At 38.1% G+C, this 17,721-nt stretch carries 16 protein-coding genes and 2 tRNA genes; 12 read left to right on the forward strand and 6 right to left on the reverse strand.

Annotated features, from left to right (window positions below; all coding sequences use genetic code 11):
* Nucleotides 1-23: 23 nt before the first annotated feature.
* The gene (locus PZ892_RS01260; protein WP_277711994.1) at nucleotides 24-1,067 is read right to left on the reverse strand and encodes a carbon-nitrogen hydrolase family protein; all 1,044 of its coding nucleotides are present in this window, start codon (nucleotides 1,065-1,067) and stop codon (nucleotides 24-26) included.
* A gap of 229 nt (nucleotides 1,068-1,296) precedes the next feature.
* Here PZ892_RS01260 and PZ892_RS01265 point away from each other — a divergent pair, with 229 nt between their 5' ends.
* From PZ892_RS01265 to PZ892_RS01315, 11 genes are all read left to right on the forward strand, one after another.
* Complete coding sequence (locus PZ892_RS01265; RefSeq protein WP_277711996.1) at nucleotides 1,297-2,079, forward strand: SDR family oxidoreductase; 783 nt, start codon at nucleotides 1,297-1,299, stop codon at nucleotides 2,077-2,079.
* Nucleotides 2,080-2,109: 30 nt separating this feature from the next.
* Nucleotides 2,110-3,354, forward strand: coding sequence for a styrene monooxygenase/indole monooxygenase family protein (locus tag PZ892_RS01270; RefSeq protein ID WP_182497905.1), 1,245 nt, complete (start codon nucleotides 2,110-2,112; stop codon nucleotides 3,352-3,354).
* Between the two features lie 18 nt (nucleotides 3,355-3,372).
* A complete protein-coding gene (locus tag PZ892_RS01275; protein WP_094257673.1) occupies nucleotides 3,373-3,825 on the forward strand; it encodes a flavin reductase family protein in 453 nt (150 codons plus the stop codon).
* A gap of 11 nt (nucleotides 3,826-3,836) precedes the next feature.
* The gene (locus tag PZ892_RS01280) at nucleotides 3,837-6,140 is read left to right on the forward strand and encodes an FAD-dependent monooxygenase (RefSeq protein WP_182497906.1); all 2,304 of its coding nucleotides are present in this window, start codon (nucleotides 3,837-3,839) and stop codon (nucleotides 6,138-6,140) included.
* A gap of 39 nt (nucleotides 6,141-6,179) precedes the next feature.
* Nucleotides 6,180-7,268, forward strand: coding sequence for an LLM class flavin-dependent oxidoreductase (locus PZ892_RS01285; RefSeq protein WP_182497907.1), 1,089 nt, complete (start codon nucleotides 6,180-6,182; stop codon nucleotides 7,266-7,268).
* Between the two features lie 15 nt (nucleotides 7,269-7,283).
* Nucleotides 7,284-8,051 carry a cyclase family protein gene (locus tag PZ892_RS01290; protein ID WP_182497908.1) on the forward strand — a complete coding sequence of 256 codons (768 nt, stop codon included), beginning with the start codon at nucleotides 7,284-7,286 and terminating at the stop codon, nucleotides 8,049-8,051.
* A 35-nt stretch (nucleotides 8,052-8,086) separates the two neighbouring features.
* Entirely contained in the window at nucleotides 8,087-10,246 is a 2,160-nt protein-coding gene (locus PZ892_RS01295; protein WP_182497909.1) for an indolepyruvate ferredoxin oxidoreductase subunit alpha, read from the forward strand.
* Nucleotides 10,243-11,835, forward strand: coding sequence for an indolepyruvate oxidoreductase subunit beta family protein (locus PZ892_RS01300; protein WP_182497910.1), 1,593 nt, complete (start codon nucleotides 10,243-10,245; stop codon nucleotides 11,833-11,835). The genes PZ892_RS01295 and PZ892_RS01300 overlap by 4 nt, the downstream gene beginning before the upstream one ends.
* Before the next feature lie 15 nt (nucleotides 11,836-11,850).
* Nucleotides 11,851-13,422: an NAD(P)/FAD-dependent oxidoreductase gene (locus tag PZ892_RS01305; RefSeq protein ID WP_182497911.1), complete on the forward strand. Its 1,572-nt coding sequence runs from the start codon at nucleotides 11,851-11,853 to the stop codon at nucleotides 13,420-13,422.
* A 15-nt stretch (nucleotides 13,423-13,437) separates the two neighbouring features.
* Complete coding sequence (locus PZ892_RS01310) at nucleotides 13,438-13,854, forward strand: thioesterase family protein (protein WP_182497912.1); 417 nt, start codon at nucleotides 13,438-13,440, stop codon at nucleotides 13,852-13,854.
* Between the two features lie 214 nt (nucleotides 13,855-14,068).
* Entirely contained in the window at nucleotides 14,069-14,362 is a 294-nt protein-coding gene (locus PZ892_RS01315; protein ID WP_094257680.1) for a GIY-YIG nuclease family protein, read from the forward strand.
* A 137-nt stretch (nucleotides 14,363-14,499) separates the two neighbouring features.
* On the opposite strand, the gene PZ892_RS01320 is transcribed toward PZ892_RS01315, so the two are convergent.
* From PZ892_RS01320 to PZ892_RS01340, 5 genes are all read right to left on the reverse strand, one after another.
* Nucleotides 14,500-14,577, reverse strand: a tRNA-Val gene (locus PZ892_RS01320).
* A gap of 6 nt (nucleotides 14,578-14,583) precedes the next feature.
* Nucleotides 14,584-14,661 (reverse strand) — tRNA-Val (locus PZ892_RS01325).
* A 179-nt stretch (nucleotides 14,662-14,840) separates the two neighbouring features.
* Complete coding sequence (locus PZ892_RS01330) at nucleotides 14,841-15,164, reverse strand: DUF6686 family protein (RefSeq protein ID WP_182497913.1); 324 nt, start codon at nucleotides 15,162-15,164, stop codon at nucleotides 14,841-14,843.
* 178 nt (nucleotides 15,165-15,342) lie between these two features.
* Nucleotides 15,343-16,059, reverse strand: coding sequence for a DUF1080 domain-containing protein (locus tag PZ892_RS01335; protein ID WP_182497914.1), 717 nt, complete (start codon nucleotides 16,057-16,059; stop codon nucleotides 15,343-15,345).
* A 128-nt stretch (nucleotides 16,060-16,187) separates the two neighbouring features.
* Entirely contained in the window at nucleotides 16,188-16,709 is a 522-nt protein-coding gene (locus PZ892_RS01340) for an NAD(P)H-dependent oxidoreductase (protein WP_094257683.1), read from the reverse strand.
* A gap of 214 nt (nucleotides 16,710-16,923) precedes the next feature.
* On the opposite strand from PZ892_RS01340, the gene PZ892_RS01345 reads away from it, so the two are divergent.
* Nucleotides 16,924-17,721, forward strand: a complete 798-nt coding sequence (locus PZ892_RS01345) for an AAA family ATPase (RefSeq protein WP_094257684.1) — start codon at nucleotides 16,924-16,926, stop codon at nucleotides 17,719-17,721.

The following is a 17,721-nucleotide window of genomic DNA, read 5'->3' on the forward strand; positions in this document are numbered from 1 at the left end:
GAGCTGGTTTTATAGTTTATAATTTATGATTTATATGAATTCAAATTGGTCATATCCACCCCTTGATTTAAATCGGTTTCCTCAGATTGTACATTCAATGAGTTATTTGGGTCAGCAAAATTGATTGCATTATTTGCAGTTATATTTACCTTCAGGTTGAAGATATCAAATCTATTGTAATGACCGAGTAAATCATGCATTTGTTTTGGTTGAATACATTTTTCAAGGTCAATTTCTGCGTATACAATTCCTTCATCATCTATTATAGATTCTCCAATTTGTTGTCCGTTAGGATCGATGAAGCCAGAATAAGAGCTATTTTTTCTCGTCAAGAGTTCTCTTGCATTCGGAACTTCTTTTTCAAACATTTGAATAATTTCTTCTGAAATAGTTGAGCAAGAAGTAATTGTATATACTTTTCCTTCGAAAGAATGGGCTGCGGCTCTAATTTTAATTGCTTCAGCCATATTGTAATCCGTTGGGGCAACAGGTAGGGCGATATAATTGGCGATGTGGATCAATTCACCTTGAGCCAATAGAGCAAATCTGGCTAAGGTATTTGTATTCTCGCCACAAGCTAAAGCGCCTAAAGGACCCACACTAGTTTCATGAACTTTTAATGAAGAACCATCACCACCACTCCAGGTAAGTTTTTCAGCCCATGTAGGAACTAGTTTTCTGTGTTTACCTAAGACCTTTCCTTCATTGTTGATGGTTATAATAGTATTATATAGTGTTCCTACTTTTTCTTTTACGCGTTCATTTAAACCAATTACCACATTGATATCGTAGTCTTTTGCTGTTTGCGCTATTTTATCAATTTCAGGTCCGTCAGCTGTAATAGAATTCAAGTACAGTTTTTTAAACCATTTACTGCCTTCGACTGGACTCATGATCCAATTCCAATAAGGGTATGCCGAAATAAAAACTTCAGGGAAGGCAATTAGCTTGGCGCCATTGTCTGCTGCTTCTTTAATGATTGCACAAACCTTAGCCACAGTAGCGTCTACATTAAAGTAAACTGGAGAGGTCTGAACGGCAGCCGCTTTGAACTTAGGAAATTTCATGATGTCGTTTAAAGTTAATTAAGTTTATAATAATCTGTAATTCAAAACTACGAAATTAAATTCAACAATAACAAATAAAAAATGACAATATTGAATTATAGTGTATATATAACACATTAAATTCAGCTATTATGAAATTAATTTTGCAATTCTAAAATTATATTTATATTTGTTCTAACAGCCAACTGAGGTTATCCAATTTACGCCTTGGTTTATAAACACGATTATTATGAGAGGCTTCGAGCAAAAGGTATGTCTTATTACAGGTGCCGCAACGATTGGTCTTGCGATTGCTGAAAAATTTATTCAACTAGGTGCCCATGTTGTGGTTGGTGCTTTGGATTTAGGTTCTGAGAGGGATTTTAAGAGTCAATATGGGGATCAATTTGATTTTGTGAGCACAAATATCACAAGCGATTCAGCATTATCTAATCTATTAAACTTTTGTGTTGATAAATATGGTCGGGTTGATGTGTTGGTAAATTGTGCTGCCGCCTACGGCGATGATGGAGCCTCTACCAGCCGGGAAACTTGGTTGAACACCTTAAATACCAATGTTGTTTCAGCTGCCATATTTGGAGAAATGGTGCGTCCTTATTTAAAACAGTCTGGTGGCAATATCATCAATATTGGTTCAGTTTCTGGTGTTTTTCCTCATATCCAACGGTGGTCCTATCCGGTTTCAAAAGCTGCGCTACTTCATTTAACAAAAACTCAGGCATTAGAATATGCGGCTGACAAGATTCGTGTTAATATGATCCGATTGGGTCATATCTGGTCATTGCCTTTTGAAGGGTTGACAAAGAACGATCGTGAGCATGCTAACCGGGTGACTAGTCCATTTAATTTAATGGATCGTGTTGCGAATGCTGAGGAGGTTGCGAATGTGGTTGCTTTTGTGGCTTCAGGTGAAGCTTCCTATATGACAGGGAGTGAGACGGTGGTAGACGGTGGATATAGTGCGCAAGGGCCAGAACAACATGATCCCTTGTTTCCAAAATTGGCGAAATAAAAGAATCCAAAATAAACAAAAGATAAGATTATGAGAAGAATTGCAATCGTAGGAGCTGGCCAAGCGGGTTTACAAACAGCAATTGGTCTATTAAAAAACGGTGGTTATGAGGTTACTGTTTTTAGTAACCGGACTCCCGAACAAATAAGAACAGGAAAAGTAATGTCGAGTCAATGTATGTTTGATATGGCGTTACAAAATGAACGTGAAATAGGAATAAATTATTGGGATGATTCCTGTCCTCCGGTTCAAGGTTTAGGGGTAACTGTTCCTAATCCTGAGGTTCCTGGAGAGAAGCTATTTACTTGGGCTGGCCGATTAACGCATGAGGCTCAGGCTGTTGACCAACGTATAAAGATGCCTAGGTTAATTGAAGAGGTTGAAAAGTTGGGTGGAAAATTTGTGATCGAAGATGTTGGAGTTCCAGAGATGGAACAGATGACTTTGGAATATGACTTAGTATTGGTTGCTGCGGGTAAGGGGGATATTGTTAAGACCTTTGAGCGCGATGCCTCAAGAAGTCCTTTTGATGCTCCACAACGTGCTTTGGCATTGACCTATGTAAAAGGAATGGTTCCAAGCACTCCATTTTCTAAGGTTTCTTTTAATTTAATTCCGGGAGTAGGAGAATATTTTGTCTTTCCTTCCGAAACCATCAATGGCTATTGCGAAATTATGGTATTTGAAGGTATACCGGGTGGTCCGATGGATTGTTGGGCTGATGTGAAAACGCCAGAGGAACATTTGGAGAAGAGTTTATGGATTTTGAAGACTTTCTTGCCTTGGGAATATGAGCGTTGTTTGAATGTAACCTTAACTGATGATAATGGAATCTTAGCTGGGCGTTTTGCTCCAACGGTTCGTAAGCCTGTTGCTACATTGCCAAATGGAGGTAAAGTTTTTGGTGTTGCAGATGTCGTGGTTGTTAATGATCCTATAACGGGTCAAGGGTCAAATAATGCGTCGAAGTGTAGCAAGGTTTATTTAGATGAGATCATTGCTCGGGGTGATGAAGCTTATACAGAGGAATGGATGAATGCGACTTTTGAGAAATATTACGATTACGCTCAAACGGTTACGAATTGGACAAATTCCATGTTGACTCCTCCCCCTCCACATATTTTAGATCTAATGGGAGCTGCTTCTCAGGCGCAGTCTTTGGCGGATTTAATTGCGAATAATTTCAGTGATCCTTCGAAGTTTACACCATGGTGGTTTGATGCAGGATTAACAGAGGAGGTAATTGCGACGCATGTTTCAAAAGTAATGAGTTAGCACAAAATATAAAGGGTTATGAGAGAGTTTAGAAATGCCTGCGGGAAATTTGCAACTGGGATTGTTGTGATTACGACAGAACATGAAGGTGTGGTGCATGGAATGACTGCTAATGGTTTCATGTCTGTATCATTGGATCCGAATCTAATATTGATATCCATTGATAATAATAAAAGGATGCATTCCTTATTAAAGGAGAGTAATAAATATGCAATTAGCATCCTAGCGCATCATCAGGAGAAATGGAGCAGACATTTTTCTGGCTCTCCACAAGATGATTTCATTGTTGAGTTCAAGGATTTTCATGGGGCAAAGGTTATTCCAGATGCGGTTGCCTATTTTGAGACCTCTGTTGTTTCGCAACATCTTGAAGGTGATCATACTTTATTTGTAGGTCGTGTGAATCACTTTGAATGTAATGAACAGGATCCTATTTTATATTGGAAAGGGTCATATACGAAAATCAATTAATTAAAAAAGACATGAAGATATCTGTAGTTGGTGGTGGGCCGGCAGGGATGTATTTTTCAATTCTTGTTAAGAAAGCATTACCTCATGTTGAAATCAATATTTATGAGCAGAACAACATAACTGATTCTTTTGGTTTTGGGGTTGTTTTTTCAGATGAAACCTTGAGTGAGTTTTTGACCAAGGATGCTCGGTCTTATGATTTAATTCGCAGTAAGTTTGCTTACTGGGATAACCTGGATGTTTATCGTGATGGGGATGTGGTTCGGATAACAGGTAATGGCTTTTGTGGTTGTTCTAGAAAAACATTATTGGAATTGCTTGCCCAACGTTGTCTTGAAGAAGGGGTGAATATACATTCTCGTCATCGGATTGAGGACTTATCGGAACTATCAGATAGCGATATGATCATTGCAGCAGATGGTATCAATAGCTTAATTCGCTCAAAATTACAATCAGATTTTGAAACCACTGTTATTCCAAAGAAAAACAGATTTGTTTGGATGGGTTCTACGAAACCCTTGGATGCATTTACCTATTTTTTCAAAAACACCGAGTTTGGACCATTTGTAGCCCATAGTTATCAATATGAGGAAGGAATGAGTACTTGGGTTATTGAAACTACCGAGGAGGCGTTTCAAAAAGCAGGATTCGTAGTCGATGATGAAATTGGCACTAAGAAAAAGTTGGAGGATATATTTTCAAAGGAATTAGATGGTCATCCATTATTAACAAATAAATCTCATTGGCGGAGTTTTCCATTAATTACGAATAAAAAGTGGCATAAAGATAATGTCATTTTATTAGGGGATGCGGTTGCATCTGCCCATTTTTCAATTGGGTCCGGGACTAAGTTGGCGATGGAAGAAGCTATTGCCTTATCCAATTCAGTTATAGAAAATGAAGGCGATGTTCAAAAGATATTCGCTCATTATGAAGATACCTTTAGACCTCGGGTTGAGTCGATCCAGAATGCGGCGAATATTTCAATGGCCTGGTTTGAATCGATGGACAGACATATTAAGCAGGCTGATTTTATGGCTTTTGCATTTGATGTGATGTCTCGGTCAAGGAAAGTGACTTATGAAAACCAAGCGATTCGGGATGGCAGTTTTACGAGGAAAGTATTGGAGGCCTTTAATCGTAGGCAGCAAACAGAATCGGGAAAATCACCTGCGTTTTGTCCTTTTAACTTACGCGAATTGCATTTGAATAACCGGGTTGTAATGAGTGCCATGGGCCAGTATGCAGCAGATGCAGGGGTAGTAAATGATTGGCATTTGATGCATTATGGCTCAAGAGCAACAGCGGGCTTAGGATTGATTATGTCAGAAATGACGGCTGTTGAAGTGGATGGGAGGATTAGTCCAAAATGCGCAGGGATATATACTGAAGAACAGGCAGGTGCGTGGAAGCGAATTGTAGATTTTATTCATCAAAATTCAGAAACCAAAATTGGGATTCAATTAGGACATTCAGGTCGTAAAGGTTCAGTTGCAAGAACTTGGGAAGGAGGATTTCAACCTCTTGAGTCGAAAGATAGGTGGCAAGTGATTTCAGCATCTGAAAAAGCTTTTGGTATAGGTTATCAAATACCGAAAGCTATGGAAAAAGCGGATTTAGATTTTGTGCTTCAGCAGTTTACTGAAGCGGCAAAAAGAGCCGATCAAGTTGGTTTTGATATGATAGAGTTGAGTGCATGTCATGGGATGTTATTAGGGTCATTTTTATCACCATTAACTAATCTACGTACAGACGAGTATGGCGGTAGTTTGGATAATCGATTAAAATTTCCGCTTGAAGTCTTCAGAAGCATTCGTTCCGTTGTAGATTCTAGAAAACCGATTTCTGTAAAAATATCTGTTGAGGATTGGAAAGAGGGTGGTAATACGATTGAAGAAGGAGTAAAGATTGCCCAGGCGTTTAAGGATGCAGGGGTAGATTTAATATCGGTGACTTCTGGAGGAACGGTTCCGGATCAAGTTACCAAAGAAGGTCCGATGTGGCAGGTTCCATTAGCAGATGCTATAAAGCATGATGTTGATATTCCAGTAATGGCCATAGGACAGTTTACTACAATAGATCAAGTTAATACAACTTTACTTGCGGATCGCGCAGACCTAGTTGCCTTGGGGAAAGCAATGTTGGTCAATCCGGGTTTTGTGTTGCAAAGTGCGGCTTATGAGCAGGAGTCCTTAAACGGAATGATTCCAGGACCATATCAAGTTGGAGTTTCGCAATTATATAAGAGCCAACTGTGGATGCGTCGTGAGTTTGAGAAGATGAAAGTCGCCTTAAAACCGCAAAGTCATAAGTAGCATTTGATTCAATTAAAAGACTAACCAAATTATATAACTATGATACAGAAACATAACTTTCTTAAAAAAGACAAGTTTTTATTGGGGACATTCTCCACGAATTGTGGTGGAGGAATGACTGTTTCGAAGCTTCCTGATCGCTGGAGGGCGAACTGGGAGAACAATTTAAAATTGGGATTAATGCTTGATGAGGCAGGTATTGATTTTATGCTTCCTATTGCAAGATGGGTTGGCTATGCTGGTGATACGGATTTTCACGGCGAGGTAATGGAGACCGTTACTTGGGCAACTGCATTATTGGCAAGAACGAAGCAGATCACTGTTTTCGCAACTATTCATACAGTAGCCAACCATCCAGTAGTTGTTGCTAAACAAATAGCTACTATAGCACAGATTAGTTCAGACCGTGTTGGTTTGAACATCGTTGCTGGCTGGAATAAACCAGAGTACGATGCCTTAGGGATTCCATTGCCAAAGGATCATGAAACCCGTTATGGCTATGCTCAAGAGTGGTTTAATTTTATTAAAAGATTATGGACAGAGGAAGATCCGTTCAATTTTGACGGAAAATATTTCCATACTACCAGAAGTTATGGCAATCCGAGACCTTCAAGTATGCCTCCAATTTTTAATGCGGCAGGTTCGGGTCAAGGTCGTGAATTTGCCATAGCAAATGCAGATTTTCTATTTACACCAGCTATTGATTTAGAGCGTTCAAAAGCAGAAATTGCAGAATTAAAACAGAAAGGTGTTGATGCGCAAAGAGATGTGAATGTTCTGACCTTTTCACATGTGATCTGTCGCCCAACGGAGGAGGAAGCTTTAGCGGAGCGTCAGCGGATTTTGGATAATGCAGATTGGGCTGCAACCGATAATCTGATAAATTTACAATTTGCACATGCGCATAGTTTTCCGCATGATTTATTAAACAGTATCCGTGAAGGTATGGCCTTGGGACATGGAGGTTTTCCATTAATTGGTACACCTCAACAAGTTGCAGATGGTCTCATCGCATTACATGAAGCGGGATTTAAAGGGACTACATTATCATTCTTCGATTATGCGGAGGAGTTCCCGTATTTTAGGGATAATGTTTTACCAATCCTAGTAGAGAGAGGAATTCGTTAACCAAAATATAAACTTATGCAATCATTACAAGATATTATTAGCTCGGGTTCCATCCGGTTTGTGGATATGACCCATACATTGAATGAATCATTTCCAGGATTGCCATTGCCTGCGGAGTTTGGACAGGTTGCCACCTTCAAGAAAACAGAAATATCTCGATATAATGAACTTGGTCCAGGATGGTATTGGAATAATATTTCTTTAGGAGAGCATTTTGGGACCCACTTTGATGCACCTGTGCATTGGGTCACGGGCAAGGATTATAAGAATAATACCGTAGATACTATACCAACTGAACATTTTATGGCAGCCGCTCAGGTTATTGATGCATCAAAGGAAGTAGCCGCTAATCCAGATTTTGTGCTGACTCCGGAGTTTATTCAAGAGTGGGAAGCAAAACATGGAGAATTGCGGGCAAAGGAATGGGTTTTGTTTCGTACCGATTGGCACAAAAGAGCTATTGGTCCAGAGTTTTTAAATCAGGGAGAAGATGGGTTGAACCATACTCCAGGTCCAAGTAAAGAGGCTGTGGAATATCTTATCAGTAAAGATGTATTAGGTTTTGGAGTAGAAACTTTAAATACGGATGCAGGGATGTCTTTTGTGTGGGATTTTCCATTGCCTTGTCATACTTTGATGCATGGAGCTGGGAAATATGGGTTACAATGCCTACGCAATTTAGATCAATTGCCAGCTCGAGGTGCAGTTGTAGTAGCAGCACCATTGAAAATAGAAGACGGCTCGGGCAGTCCACTGCGAGTATTTGCTATAGTTGAGGGGTAAAATATACCCCTTCAATCAAATTAATAAAGAAGATTATGGCTGAAAAATCATTTAAGAAAGAAGTCGAAACTCTTCGCAAGGGAGCAGGTGAAGTATTCCATGGAGAAGGAATATTAGCAGTAACTAAAGCTCTGTTGCAGTGTGGAGTAGGATATGTGGGTGGATATCAGGGTTCGCCAATTTCACATTTGATGGATGTGTTTGCAGATGCTGAACCTCTTTTAGAAGAACTTGGGGTTTATTTCGAAAATTCAGCTTCCGAAGCTGCAGCAGCAGCGATGCTTTCTGCATCGGTTTATTACCCTGTTAGGGGTGCTGTCACATGGAAATCAACTGTAGGAACGAATGTCGCTTCAGATGCACTTTCCAATTTAGCTTCAGGAGGTGTTACAGGTGGGACATTGGTGATTGTTGGTGAAGACTATGGTGAAGGTTCATCCATTATGCAAGAGAGAACACATGCATTTGCTATGAAATCTCAAATCTGGATGCTAGATCCCAGACCGAATTTAGAAAGTATCGTCAGATCGGTAGAATTAGGGTTTGAACTTTCTGAGGCAAGTAATACTCCTGTGATATTACAGTTAAGAGTTCGAAGTTGTCATTTACATGGACAATTTATTGCCAAGGATAATCAAAAGCCCAAGGTAAAGATTAGTGATTGTTTAAATGAACCTAAAAGAGACGTAAGTAGAATTGTTTTGCCACCAGCTACTTTCCTTCATGAAAAAGAAAAAGTGGAGTCTCGTCTACCGAAGGCAATCCAATTTATTAAAGATCATAAAATAAATGAATTTCTCTCTGGGGAAAGGGAGGATATAGGTTTTATTGTTCAGGGAGGCTTGTTCAATAACCTAAATCGCTCTTTGGTAGCATTGGGTTTGTCAGATAATTTAGGGAATGTGAAAGTTCCTATTTATGTAATGAATGTGGCATATCCGGTTATTCCTGATGAGGTTCTAGAATTTTGTAAAGGTAAAAAATCGGTATTGATGATTGAGGAGGCTCAACCAAACTATGTCGAACAAAATATTGGCTATCTACTCCATAAAAATGGAATTGACTGTAAGCTTTATGGTAAGAATGTTTTGCCAGAGGTTGGAGATTATACCATTGGGGTTGTTAAAGAAGGATTAGTAAAATTCTTTGAAGCCATTGGGGAGAATTTAAGTTCGGAACAGAAAGAGATATTCACCAAGAAAATTACGGAAGAAGACAATAAACAGTTGTTGGAGCAGGTTCCTGTAAGGCCAGCAGGATTTTGTACAGGCTGTCCTGAGCGGCCGATATTTGCGGCTTTAAAAATAGTACAGGAAAAACTTGGTCAGCATCATGTAGCTGGCGACATTGGTTGTCATCTATTTTCCATTTTGCCACCATTTAATATTGGTGCTACTACAATGGGATATGGGTTAGGTGCTTCCTCAGCGGCTGCTTTCAATTTATTCAATACCCCCACTCAAGAGGGCCAAAAGCGGCCAATCGCCATTATGGGTGATGGCGGTTTTTGGCATAATGGATTGACCTCAGGAATTGGGAATGCTGTTTATAATAAGTTTGATGGATTGATTATCATCATTGATAATTATTATGCAGCAGCAACCGGTGGACAGGATATTCCATCATCACGAGCATTTAATTTTTTGAGAACCACAAATAATCCCATTGAAAATGCTGTAAAAGGGGTCGGAGTGAAGTATGTGAAGATTGTGGATCGGACTTATGATGTGGAGAGGATGGTCAAAGAACTGACCAAGGCACTTACGACAAAAGAAAAGGGTCCCAAGGTTATTATTGCTCAATCGGAATGTAGTTTAAATAAGGAGCGTCGTAAGAAACGAATATTTAAAAAACGAGTAGAAGAAGGTAAGCGAGTTGAGAGTGAGAAATTTGGAGTGGATGCAAAAGTTTGTACAGGCGATCATGCCTGCATGCGTTTGTCTGGTTGTCCGTCTTTGACTCTAAAATATACCGATAATCCATTGCGTGAAGATCCAGTTGCACATATCGAGCAGTCTTGTGTTGCTTGTGGGAATTGTGGTGAAGTGGCGGAAGCTGCGGCTTTATGTCCGGCGTTTTATAGCGCAAAAGTGATTCGCAATGCTGGTTTTATGGAGAAATTAATTTATAAGTTTCAGTATGGCATTATTAATTTTTTACAGAAGCGTAGGGCGTCAAAACAAATTACAGTATGATGGAAGAAGGTAAAAACATAATAGAACCTATTAAAGTTGCAATAATTGCTGTTGGAGGAGATGGCGGAGGAGTATTGACGCAGTGGATTGTACAGTTAGCTTCAAAAAATGGATATTGGGCGCAATCCACAACTATTGCAGGAGTGGCCCAACGTACTGGATCTACTGTGTATTATTTGGAATTATTTCCTGAAGCTGCAATTCCAATGCAGGATGGTAAAAAAGTATCGCCAGTCCTTGCTCAGATGCCGGCACCGGAAGATGTGGATGTAGTCATGGCAACTGAATTAATTGAAGCTGGACGTGCCATCCAACGAGGATTCGTCAGTAAGAAAACAACATTAATCTTTTCTACGCATCGTAATCTTGCCATACAGGAAAAAGAAAAACCTGGGGATGGTATCCTTGATGGTACCTCCATATTTGAACTCTCTAGAAAATATGCTAAATCCAGTGTTTATGCGAACTTAAAGGAGTTAGCAGATAATAATAAAAGTGTTATCTCAGCAACATTGTTTGGAGCTTTAGCCGCATCAAATTCTCTGCCCTTTAGTGTGGAGCAGTTTGAAAATACCATCAAAGACGGTGGGGTTGCAGTTTCAACCAGTTTGGCAGCATTTAAGGCCGCATTCGGCCTAGTAGGTTTAGGCTTATCTGCTAAGGAGGCCACTCCTTTTGTGCCTGAATTAAAACCAGCGGTTTTTGATCAGATGCCAGAAACGACAAGTTCAAAGAAATTAAATGAAGTTTTATCAGAAATCAGAGCCTCATTGCCTGAAAATACACATTCCATTGTTTTTGCTGGGGTAAAACACCTAATAGAATGGGGTGATGTGGCATGGGCTAAAGAATATGTTGGAAGGTTAAAGAAGTTTGCAGATGTTGAAAAGAAGCATCCAGAAAAGAATAATCAGTTGCTACAGTCTGTAGCAAGGTATTTATCACTTGCAATGGCCTATGATGATTTGGTAAATGTTGCAGATGTCAAGACTAGAGCAGAACGTTGGGAGACGGTATTTGGTCAAGTTGGGGCTAAAAAGGGTGAAATCGTGAAAACTACAGATTATTTCCACCCTCGTTTCGAAGAAGTTTTTGGGTTTATGCCCGTAAAACTTGGTAAGAAAATGGAAAATAGTGAGTCCGCACAACGATTTTTTACAAAATATCTGGATAAAGATCGCCGAATGAATACACATAATGTTTTTTGGTTTACCATGTTATATACATTGGGAGGTATGAAAAAATACCGTAAAAAAACTTTAAGACATTTTGAAGAAATGCAAAATATAGAGGGTTGGTTTAACAGGTTATTTGAAGTTGTAGAGGTGAACTATGATCTGGCAGTTCAATTAGCAAGAACCTATCGTTTGAAAAAAGGTTATGGAGATACATATGCTCGTGGGCATTCAAAATTCAAGATGTTGAATGAGTTGGCGGTCAAACATAAAGGGGTGTCTGGAATAGAAAGTCAATTGTCGCAATTGATCGAGTATGGTTTGAAAAACCCTGAGGCAGAACAATTGCAAGGTCAAATCGCATTGGTAGAAGCAGAATTAGAAAGTAGGTCAGAAAGTTCAATGAATCATTAAAATAGAAAAAATTATATGAGTCAGGACGTAATAGTAATAGGTAGTGGAATAAACAGCTTGGTATGTGCTGCTTTATTGGCGAAAAGAGGAAAGAGAGTCACTGTATTTGAGCGGTCATCCAAGTTAGGAGGATGTATTCAAAGTGAAAGAGTGGAAGGCTGTGTGATTGATACATTCTCAACTGCATATCCCTTATTCGTTACATCTGCGGCCTATCCTATTTTAAAAGAGGATTTGGAAAATGAAGGTGTGTTTTTTGTTTCAAATGATGTCCCGACAGGGGCATTGACTTCTGATTTAGAATGGTCAATATTAGGAACGGATAGAAAAAAGAATATTGAATCATTTAACGAATTAAGTCCTGGCGATGGAGATCGATTTAATGAACAGATGGATTGGGTGAATCAGCATGCTGAGATTTTATTCACATTTTTAGGTGGTGAGATTATGACCCTAAAAATGGGAAAGTTCTTGGCAAAGTACCTTTGGAAGCAAGGGATTTCGAAATCCTCTGAAAATGCGCAGGAGTTCTTAAAAAGTGTGCGGGATGATTTACCAGATCATTTCACCTCTAAAGTACTGTTAGCGAATCTCGCTCCATGGGTTCTACACTCGGGTTTATCGCCTGAGAGTCCTCTTTCTTCGACCATGGCTAAGGTTACTGCAATGAGTATTGAGATGGTTGGATTGCCACTGGTGAAAGGTGGTAGTTATAAAATTGTAGATGCTTTTAAAAAGATCATTGAAAATCACGGTGGTAGTTGTTACACCGATTGTCATGTAGAACGAATTCTTTGCGATCATAAAGGGAATGTAGAAGGGGTGGAGTTAGCAAATAAGGAACAACATATGGCCCAGTATGTTGTGGCAAATGTAACCCCGACACAGCTATATGGCAGCTTGTTGAAAGATCAGTCTCAGATTGCTCAAAAAATGGTAAAACAAGCCAAACAATACAAGTATGGAAAAGGGAATATGCAAATTCATCTGATATTGAAAGAAAAGCCAAATTGGGTTGAAGAGGCCTTGCAAGATGTGACCTATGTACACCTGACGGATGGAATTAATGATGTTTCAAAAGCAGTTAATGAAGCAGTTAGACAGCAACTTCCATCAAAAGGAACAATCTGTATTGCACAGCCTACAGCTGTAGACCCTTCGCGGGCAAGCGATGGAAAATATGTATTATGGATCCAATTGCCTGAATGTCCAAATTATCCTGAATCTGATGCTTGTGGAGAGTTGGATGGACTTTGTCAGGGGGTATGGAGTACGGAATTATCTGAAGCCTATGCTGATCGAATCATTGATCGAATATCTACCTATATCCCGAATTTAAAAGATGCAATAATTTATAAAAGAATCATGTCTCCTAAGGAGCTTTCGGAAACTAATATCAATTTAGTACATGGAGATCCATATTCAGGTCAATGTAATCTAGATCAATACCTGCTATGGCGACCTATGTCATCTGTAAAGAATCATGAAACACCTATAAAAAATTTATTTCATATCGGAGCTTCGACTCATCCTGGCCCCGGGCTAAGTGGCGGTTCAGGATTTTTAGTTTCTCAAAAAATAAAATAATTATCAAACGCGAGTATGGGACAAGTATTTACTAAGAAGCAAAAAGTAAAATTTCAGCATTGTGATGCTGCTGGTATTGTATTTTATCCAAGATTTATGGAGATGTTGAATGAATTAGTGGAGGATTGGTTTGAGGAAGAATTAGGATTTCCATTCAAGGAATTACATCATGGCGAAGGGATACCGACAGCGGATTTAAAAGTAGCCTTTGTCTCTCCGGCTAGACTAGGGGATGTTTTTGTTAAAAGTTTAACGGTTTCCAAACTAGGAAATTCTTCATTAACCTATAATTTTAAGTTCGCATTTGAAGATCGGATAGTGTTGCAAGGCGAATGTACACTTGTACATGTTGGTTTATCTCAAGATCAATTAAAATCTCAACCTTGGTCGAACAGTGTAAGAGAAAATATTCAAAGATTTATTCAAGAATAAAAAAAACTTAATGTTGAGAATGCTCATTTTCTAGTTTCTTTATGGGAATTGGGGTTAAGTTTATTCGATTTTTTCCAATATTTAAAATTTCCCTATTAAATTTTGTCAATATATGTATACTGATACTCAGCTACTATTGCTTAATAAACAAAAACTTTACTTTTAAGGAATGTTTTTTTAATAGTAAAATGCTTATTTGTGGAAAAAGTAAAATATGTCCTTAGTTTATTTTGTCTACATCCTAACAAACGCGAATAGAACGATTCTCTATTCTGACGTTACTAACAACCTGAAGAGCAGGCTTCTCTTTCATCAGTCGATGACTTTATCTCAAAATGCTTACACTAAGAAATATAAGGTATTTTACCTTATATATTTTGAAGCTTTTGCAGAAGTGGTGGATGCTATAAAGCGAGAAAAGGAAATTGATAGCATGTCGAGAAAAATGAAAGAAGAATTAATAAATTCTAAGAACAAGAATTGGGAATTTCTAAATGATAAGATTTAATCTATGAAATTTCTCTTTTCAGCAATTAAGGTTATGATTTAACATTAATTATTAATAATTGAATTTAGTAAGGTCTGCTCTCGAAAGGTAGAAAGTTAGTAAAATGAAAAAGCAACTCAATTGAGTTGCTTTTTTGTTGGTGGAGGCTACTGGATTCGAACCAGTGACCCTCTGCTTGTAAGGCAGATGCTCTGAACCAGCTGAGCTAAGCCTCCTTTTGTTGGTGGAGAATACTGGATTCGAACCAGTGACCCTCTGCTTGTAAGGCAGATGCTCTGAACCAGCTGAGCTAATTCTCCTTTTCCCTGTTGCGGTGTGCAAATATAGGGGTAAAATCTGATTTACAAAATATTTTGTAGATATTTTTTATGTGATTTTCGACAAATAATTCAAATCCAAATAATTAATTTGAATTTCTAAATGTATGTTCCTTGTGGACTCTGAAGATTTAGGTTTATTTTACACGTGAAATTGCCCTCTACTGCAGGAACGAGTAGATTCTTTCCATGTAATAGGCTTCATCTAATGATCTCACAAGTTCTGTCATTTCAAAATGATCAAAAGAGAAGTTTATCCCTAAATATGGACTATTCAATAATATCCTTTGTCGACCATCGGGAAATGAAACTGGACTATTTTCTAAATAAATGTCTTTTACAATTCTTCTAAAGGTGATAAAATCTTCTTTGCTAAAATTAATTAGGAGATTGTTGAAACAAAGATGAATGATGTTTTGATCCTCAGGCATGCTAATGAACCCTTGGTCGTGTTTGGAGAGTATTTTTAGTCGACAGTTATCCATATGTGTCGGAGCCGTTTTTTTGTGCCTGCCTTACCCGCATGCCTATCATTCATGCGGGTAAACAGGACTTTTGTATAATTGAAACTGTTTTCTTTGCAGGAGTAAAAGTAGATATTATTTAGAATGATTATAAATAAACTTCCCAATATGACATTTCTATTATACTTTGTCGTTAGAGTTAAAGTTCTATAATATTGATGTTCCTAAAGCTAACTGAATCAGTGTGGTTTTGAAAAGCTATCTTTCCTTTTGGAAATGTTGCGAAAGCTGGGTAGTTCTTCATGTTGCTATTCGAAACCTTTTGTTTGAACTCTGGCGTATTTATACTGTCTTGAAATGTGATTTTGTCGTTTAACCAGAAAGTAACCTGGCCGTTTTGTTGTTTTATCTTCCCTTTATTCCATTCTCCAAAGGCATTCGGCTTGGAGTTGCTGCCGACGCATTCTACAGAGTATAAACATCCAGCCCAATGTGTTGAGTCTACCTGATGTCTCGGTTCTGCATTAGCATTGTCTAATAGTTGCATTTCTAATCCAGTAGCAAAAGTTGCCGCATAGCTGCTATCTTCTTTTACATTGATAAATACCCCACTATTCCCACCTTTTTTTACTTTCCATTCAAAATCAAGCTCAAAATTTTCATATTCTCCATCGCTCACTAAATCGCCAAATTCGCCATTCCCCTTAGGGTCGCATATTAATTCGCCATGGTCAACTTTCCATTTTGACTCCACATTACCACGATTATAAACATGCCAACCGGTTAAGTCTTTACCATTAAAAAAGGATGTAGAGTCGTGATTACTGGTATTGGATGAAGAATTGCTAGCTTGATTGCATGAAGCTAATCCTAGAGAAAGAATAATTACCAAAGTCTTGAAGTAGTTGGTTGACATAGTTGTTGATTTATTTATTGAAAACAGAATTAAATGTAAACAATTAATAGCAAAAAAAATTATGATCAACTCGACCGAGGCAAGTGTATAAAGATTTTGACAAAGAGAATTTTAAGTGATTTTTTTGCTTAAAATCTTTCGATTTCATCAATCTGTTCGATGATAAATTTCAAGGAAATTGGGTCATGAAATTCTTCTTCAGAATTTAATTCGTTTTGAATGAGAGGGATATGGATTTTTAAAGGTAATACATGCATTCGCATATAATTGCAGACACCTGTAAAGTGATCAACACCGCGAATATTTCCATATTTTCCAGTTGAAACTCCTACTAGTGCGGCCTTTTTGTGATAAAATGAAGCTGGGAATGCACAACAATCCATAAATAATTTTAGAATTCCTGGGTAGCTACCATTATATTCAGGGATGATAAAGACAAATTTCTTCGCTTGGGATACTTTTTCTTGAATTTTTGCAAATGCTTCGCTTCTCTTTCCGTACATATCAGTTTCAATGATGTTTGCAGGAAGATCCTCAAGAGAAAGAATGTCAAAGTCTTCCCCTCTTTTTTCTAATTCCTTTAAGTAAAATTTTGCAACTTTTAAAGAGTTAGAATGTTTTCTATTTGTACCTGAGATAATTAAATTCATTGTTTGATGTTACTTGTAAAAAGCAATAGCGTTCGGTATCAATACCTAATTCTATTTTTCGTATCTTAGCATCCTGACTTGGTAGAATAAGATTCGCTTCAAAATTAGCAAATTTAACATCATTTAAGTGTCGAATATCATTAAGGTATGTTAATTTGCATAACGAAGTAAATTTATGCCGATCAACATTATTTTCAAAAATTGAGGAATCACAATGGGAAAGATTATTGCCATAGCCAATCAAAAAGGAGGAGTTGGTAAAACAACCACCTCCATAAATCTTGCTGCGAGTTTAGCTGTGTTAGAATATAAGACTTTGTTGGTGGATGCAGATCCACAAGCAAACTCCACTTCTGGAATTGGTTTTGATCCTCGCGCCATCAAAACAAGCATTTACGAATGTTTGGTTAATGATGTGACAGCAAAAGAAGCCATTCAAGCAACCGATACGCCAAATTTAGATCTATTACCTGCGCATATTGACCTGGTAGGTGCGGAAATTGAAATGATCAATTTGGAAGAGCGTGAATATAAAATGAAACGCCTGTTGGATGAAGTAAAGGATAATTATGATTTTATTATTATTGACTGCTCACCATCTTTGGGCTTGATTACCATCAATGCTTTAACAGCTTCAAATTCCGTAATTATCCCCGTTCAATGTGAGTATTTTGCACTAGAAGGACTAGGTAAATTGTTGAACACGATTAAAATCGTTCAAACAAGATTAAATACAGAATTGGAGATCGAAGGGATATTATTAACGATGTATGATGTTCGTTTGAGATTGTCTAATCAAGTGGTAGAAGAGGTTAGGACTCACTTCCATGATTTAGTATTTGACACAATTATTCAGCGGAATACACGTTTAAGTGAAGCTCCAAGTTTCGGAATTTCAGTAATTATGCACGATGCATCATGCAAAGGAGCAATTAACTACTTGAACCTTGCACGTGAGATTTTGGAGAAGAATGGATTATTAAAAGAGAATAAGCAAACTGTAACAGTATAG

Origin of the sequence: Sphingobacterium sp. WM, from assembly GCF_029542465.1 — a bacterium.
Lineage (GTDB): Bacteria > Bacteroidota > Bacteroidia > Sphingobacteriales > Sphingobacteriaceae > Sphingobacterium > Sphingobacterium cellulitidis.

Coding starts and splice junctions, on each gene's coding strand:
- PZ892_RS01300 (WP_182497910.1), top strand. CDS start 10,243: ATGATGGAAGAAGGTAAAAACATAATAGAACCTATTAAAGTTGCAATA.
- PZ892_RS01345 (WP_094257684.1), top strand. CDS start 16,924: ATGGGAAAGATTATTGCCATAGCCAATCAAAAAGGAGGAGTTGGTAAA.
- PZ892_RS01315 (WP_094257680.1), top strand. CDS start 14,069: ATGTCCTTAGTTTATTTTGTCTACATCCTAACAAACGCGAATAGAACG.
- PZ892_RS01340 (WP_094257683.1), bottom strand. CDS start 16,709: ATGAATTTAATTATCTCAGGTACAAATAGAAAACATTCTAACTCTTTA.
- PZ892_RS01290 (WP_182497908.1), top strand. CDS start 7,284: ATGCAATCATTACAAGATATTATTAGCTCGGGTTCCATCCGGTTTGTG.
- PZ892_RS01275 (WP_094257673.1), top strand. CDS start 3,373: ATGAGAGAGTTTAGAAATGCCTGCGGGAAATTTGCAACTGGGATTGTT.
- PZ892_RS01335 (WP_182497914.1), bottom strand. CDS start 16,059: ATGTCAACCAACTACTTCAAGACTTTGGTAATTATTCTTTCTCTAGGA.
- PZ892_RS01305 (WP_182497911.1), top strand. CDS start 11,851: ATGAGTCAGGACGTAATAGTAATAGGTAGTGGAATAAACAGCTTGGTA.
- PZ892_RS01260 (WP_277711994.1), bottom strand. CDS start 1,067: ATGAAATTTCCTAAGTTCAAAGCGGCTGCCGTTCAGACCTCTCCAGTT.
- PZ892_RS01285 (WP_182497907.1), top strand. CDS start 6,180: ATGATACAGAAACATAACTTTCTTAAAAAAGACAAGTTTTTATTGGGG.
- PZ892_RS01265 (WP_277711996.1), top strand. CDS start 1,297: ATGAGAGGCTTCGAGCAAAAGGTATGTCTTATTACAGGTGCCGCAACG.
- PZ892_RS01310 (WP_182497912.1), top strand. CDS start 13,438: ATGGGACAAGTATTTACTAAGAAGCAAAAAGTAAAATTTCAGCATTGT.
- PZ892_RS01295 (WP_182497909.1), top strand. CDS start 8,087: ATGGCTGAAAAATCATTTAAGAAAGAAGTCGAAACTCTTCGCAAGGGA.
- PZ892_RS01270 (WP_182497905.1), top strand. CDS start 2,110: ATGAGAAGAATTGCAATCGTAGGAGCTGGCCAAGCGGGTTTACAAACA.
- PZ892_RS01280 (WP_182497906.1), top strand. CDS start 3,837: ATGAAGATATCTGTAGTTGGTGGTGGGCCGGCAGGGATGTATTTTTCA.
- PZ892_RS01330 (WP_182497913.1), bottom strand. CDS start 15,164: ATGGATAACTGTCGACTAAAAATACTCTCCAAACACGACCAAGGGTTC.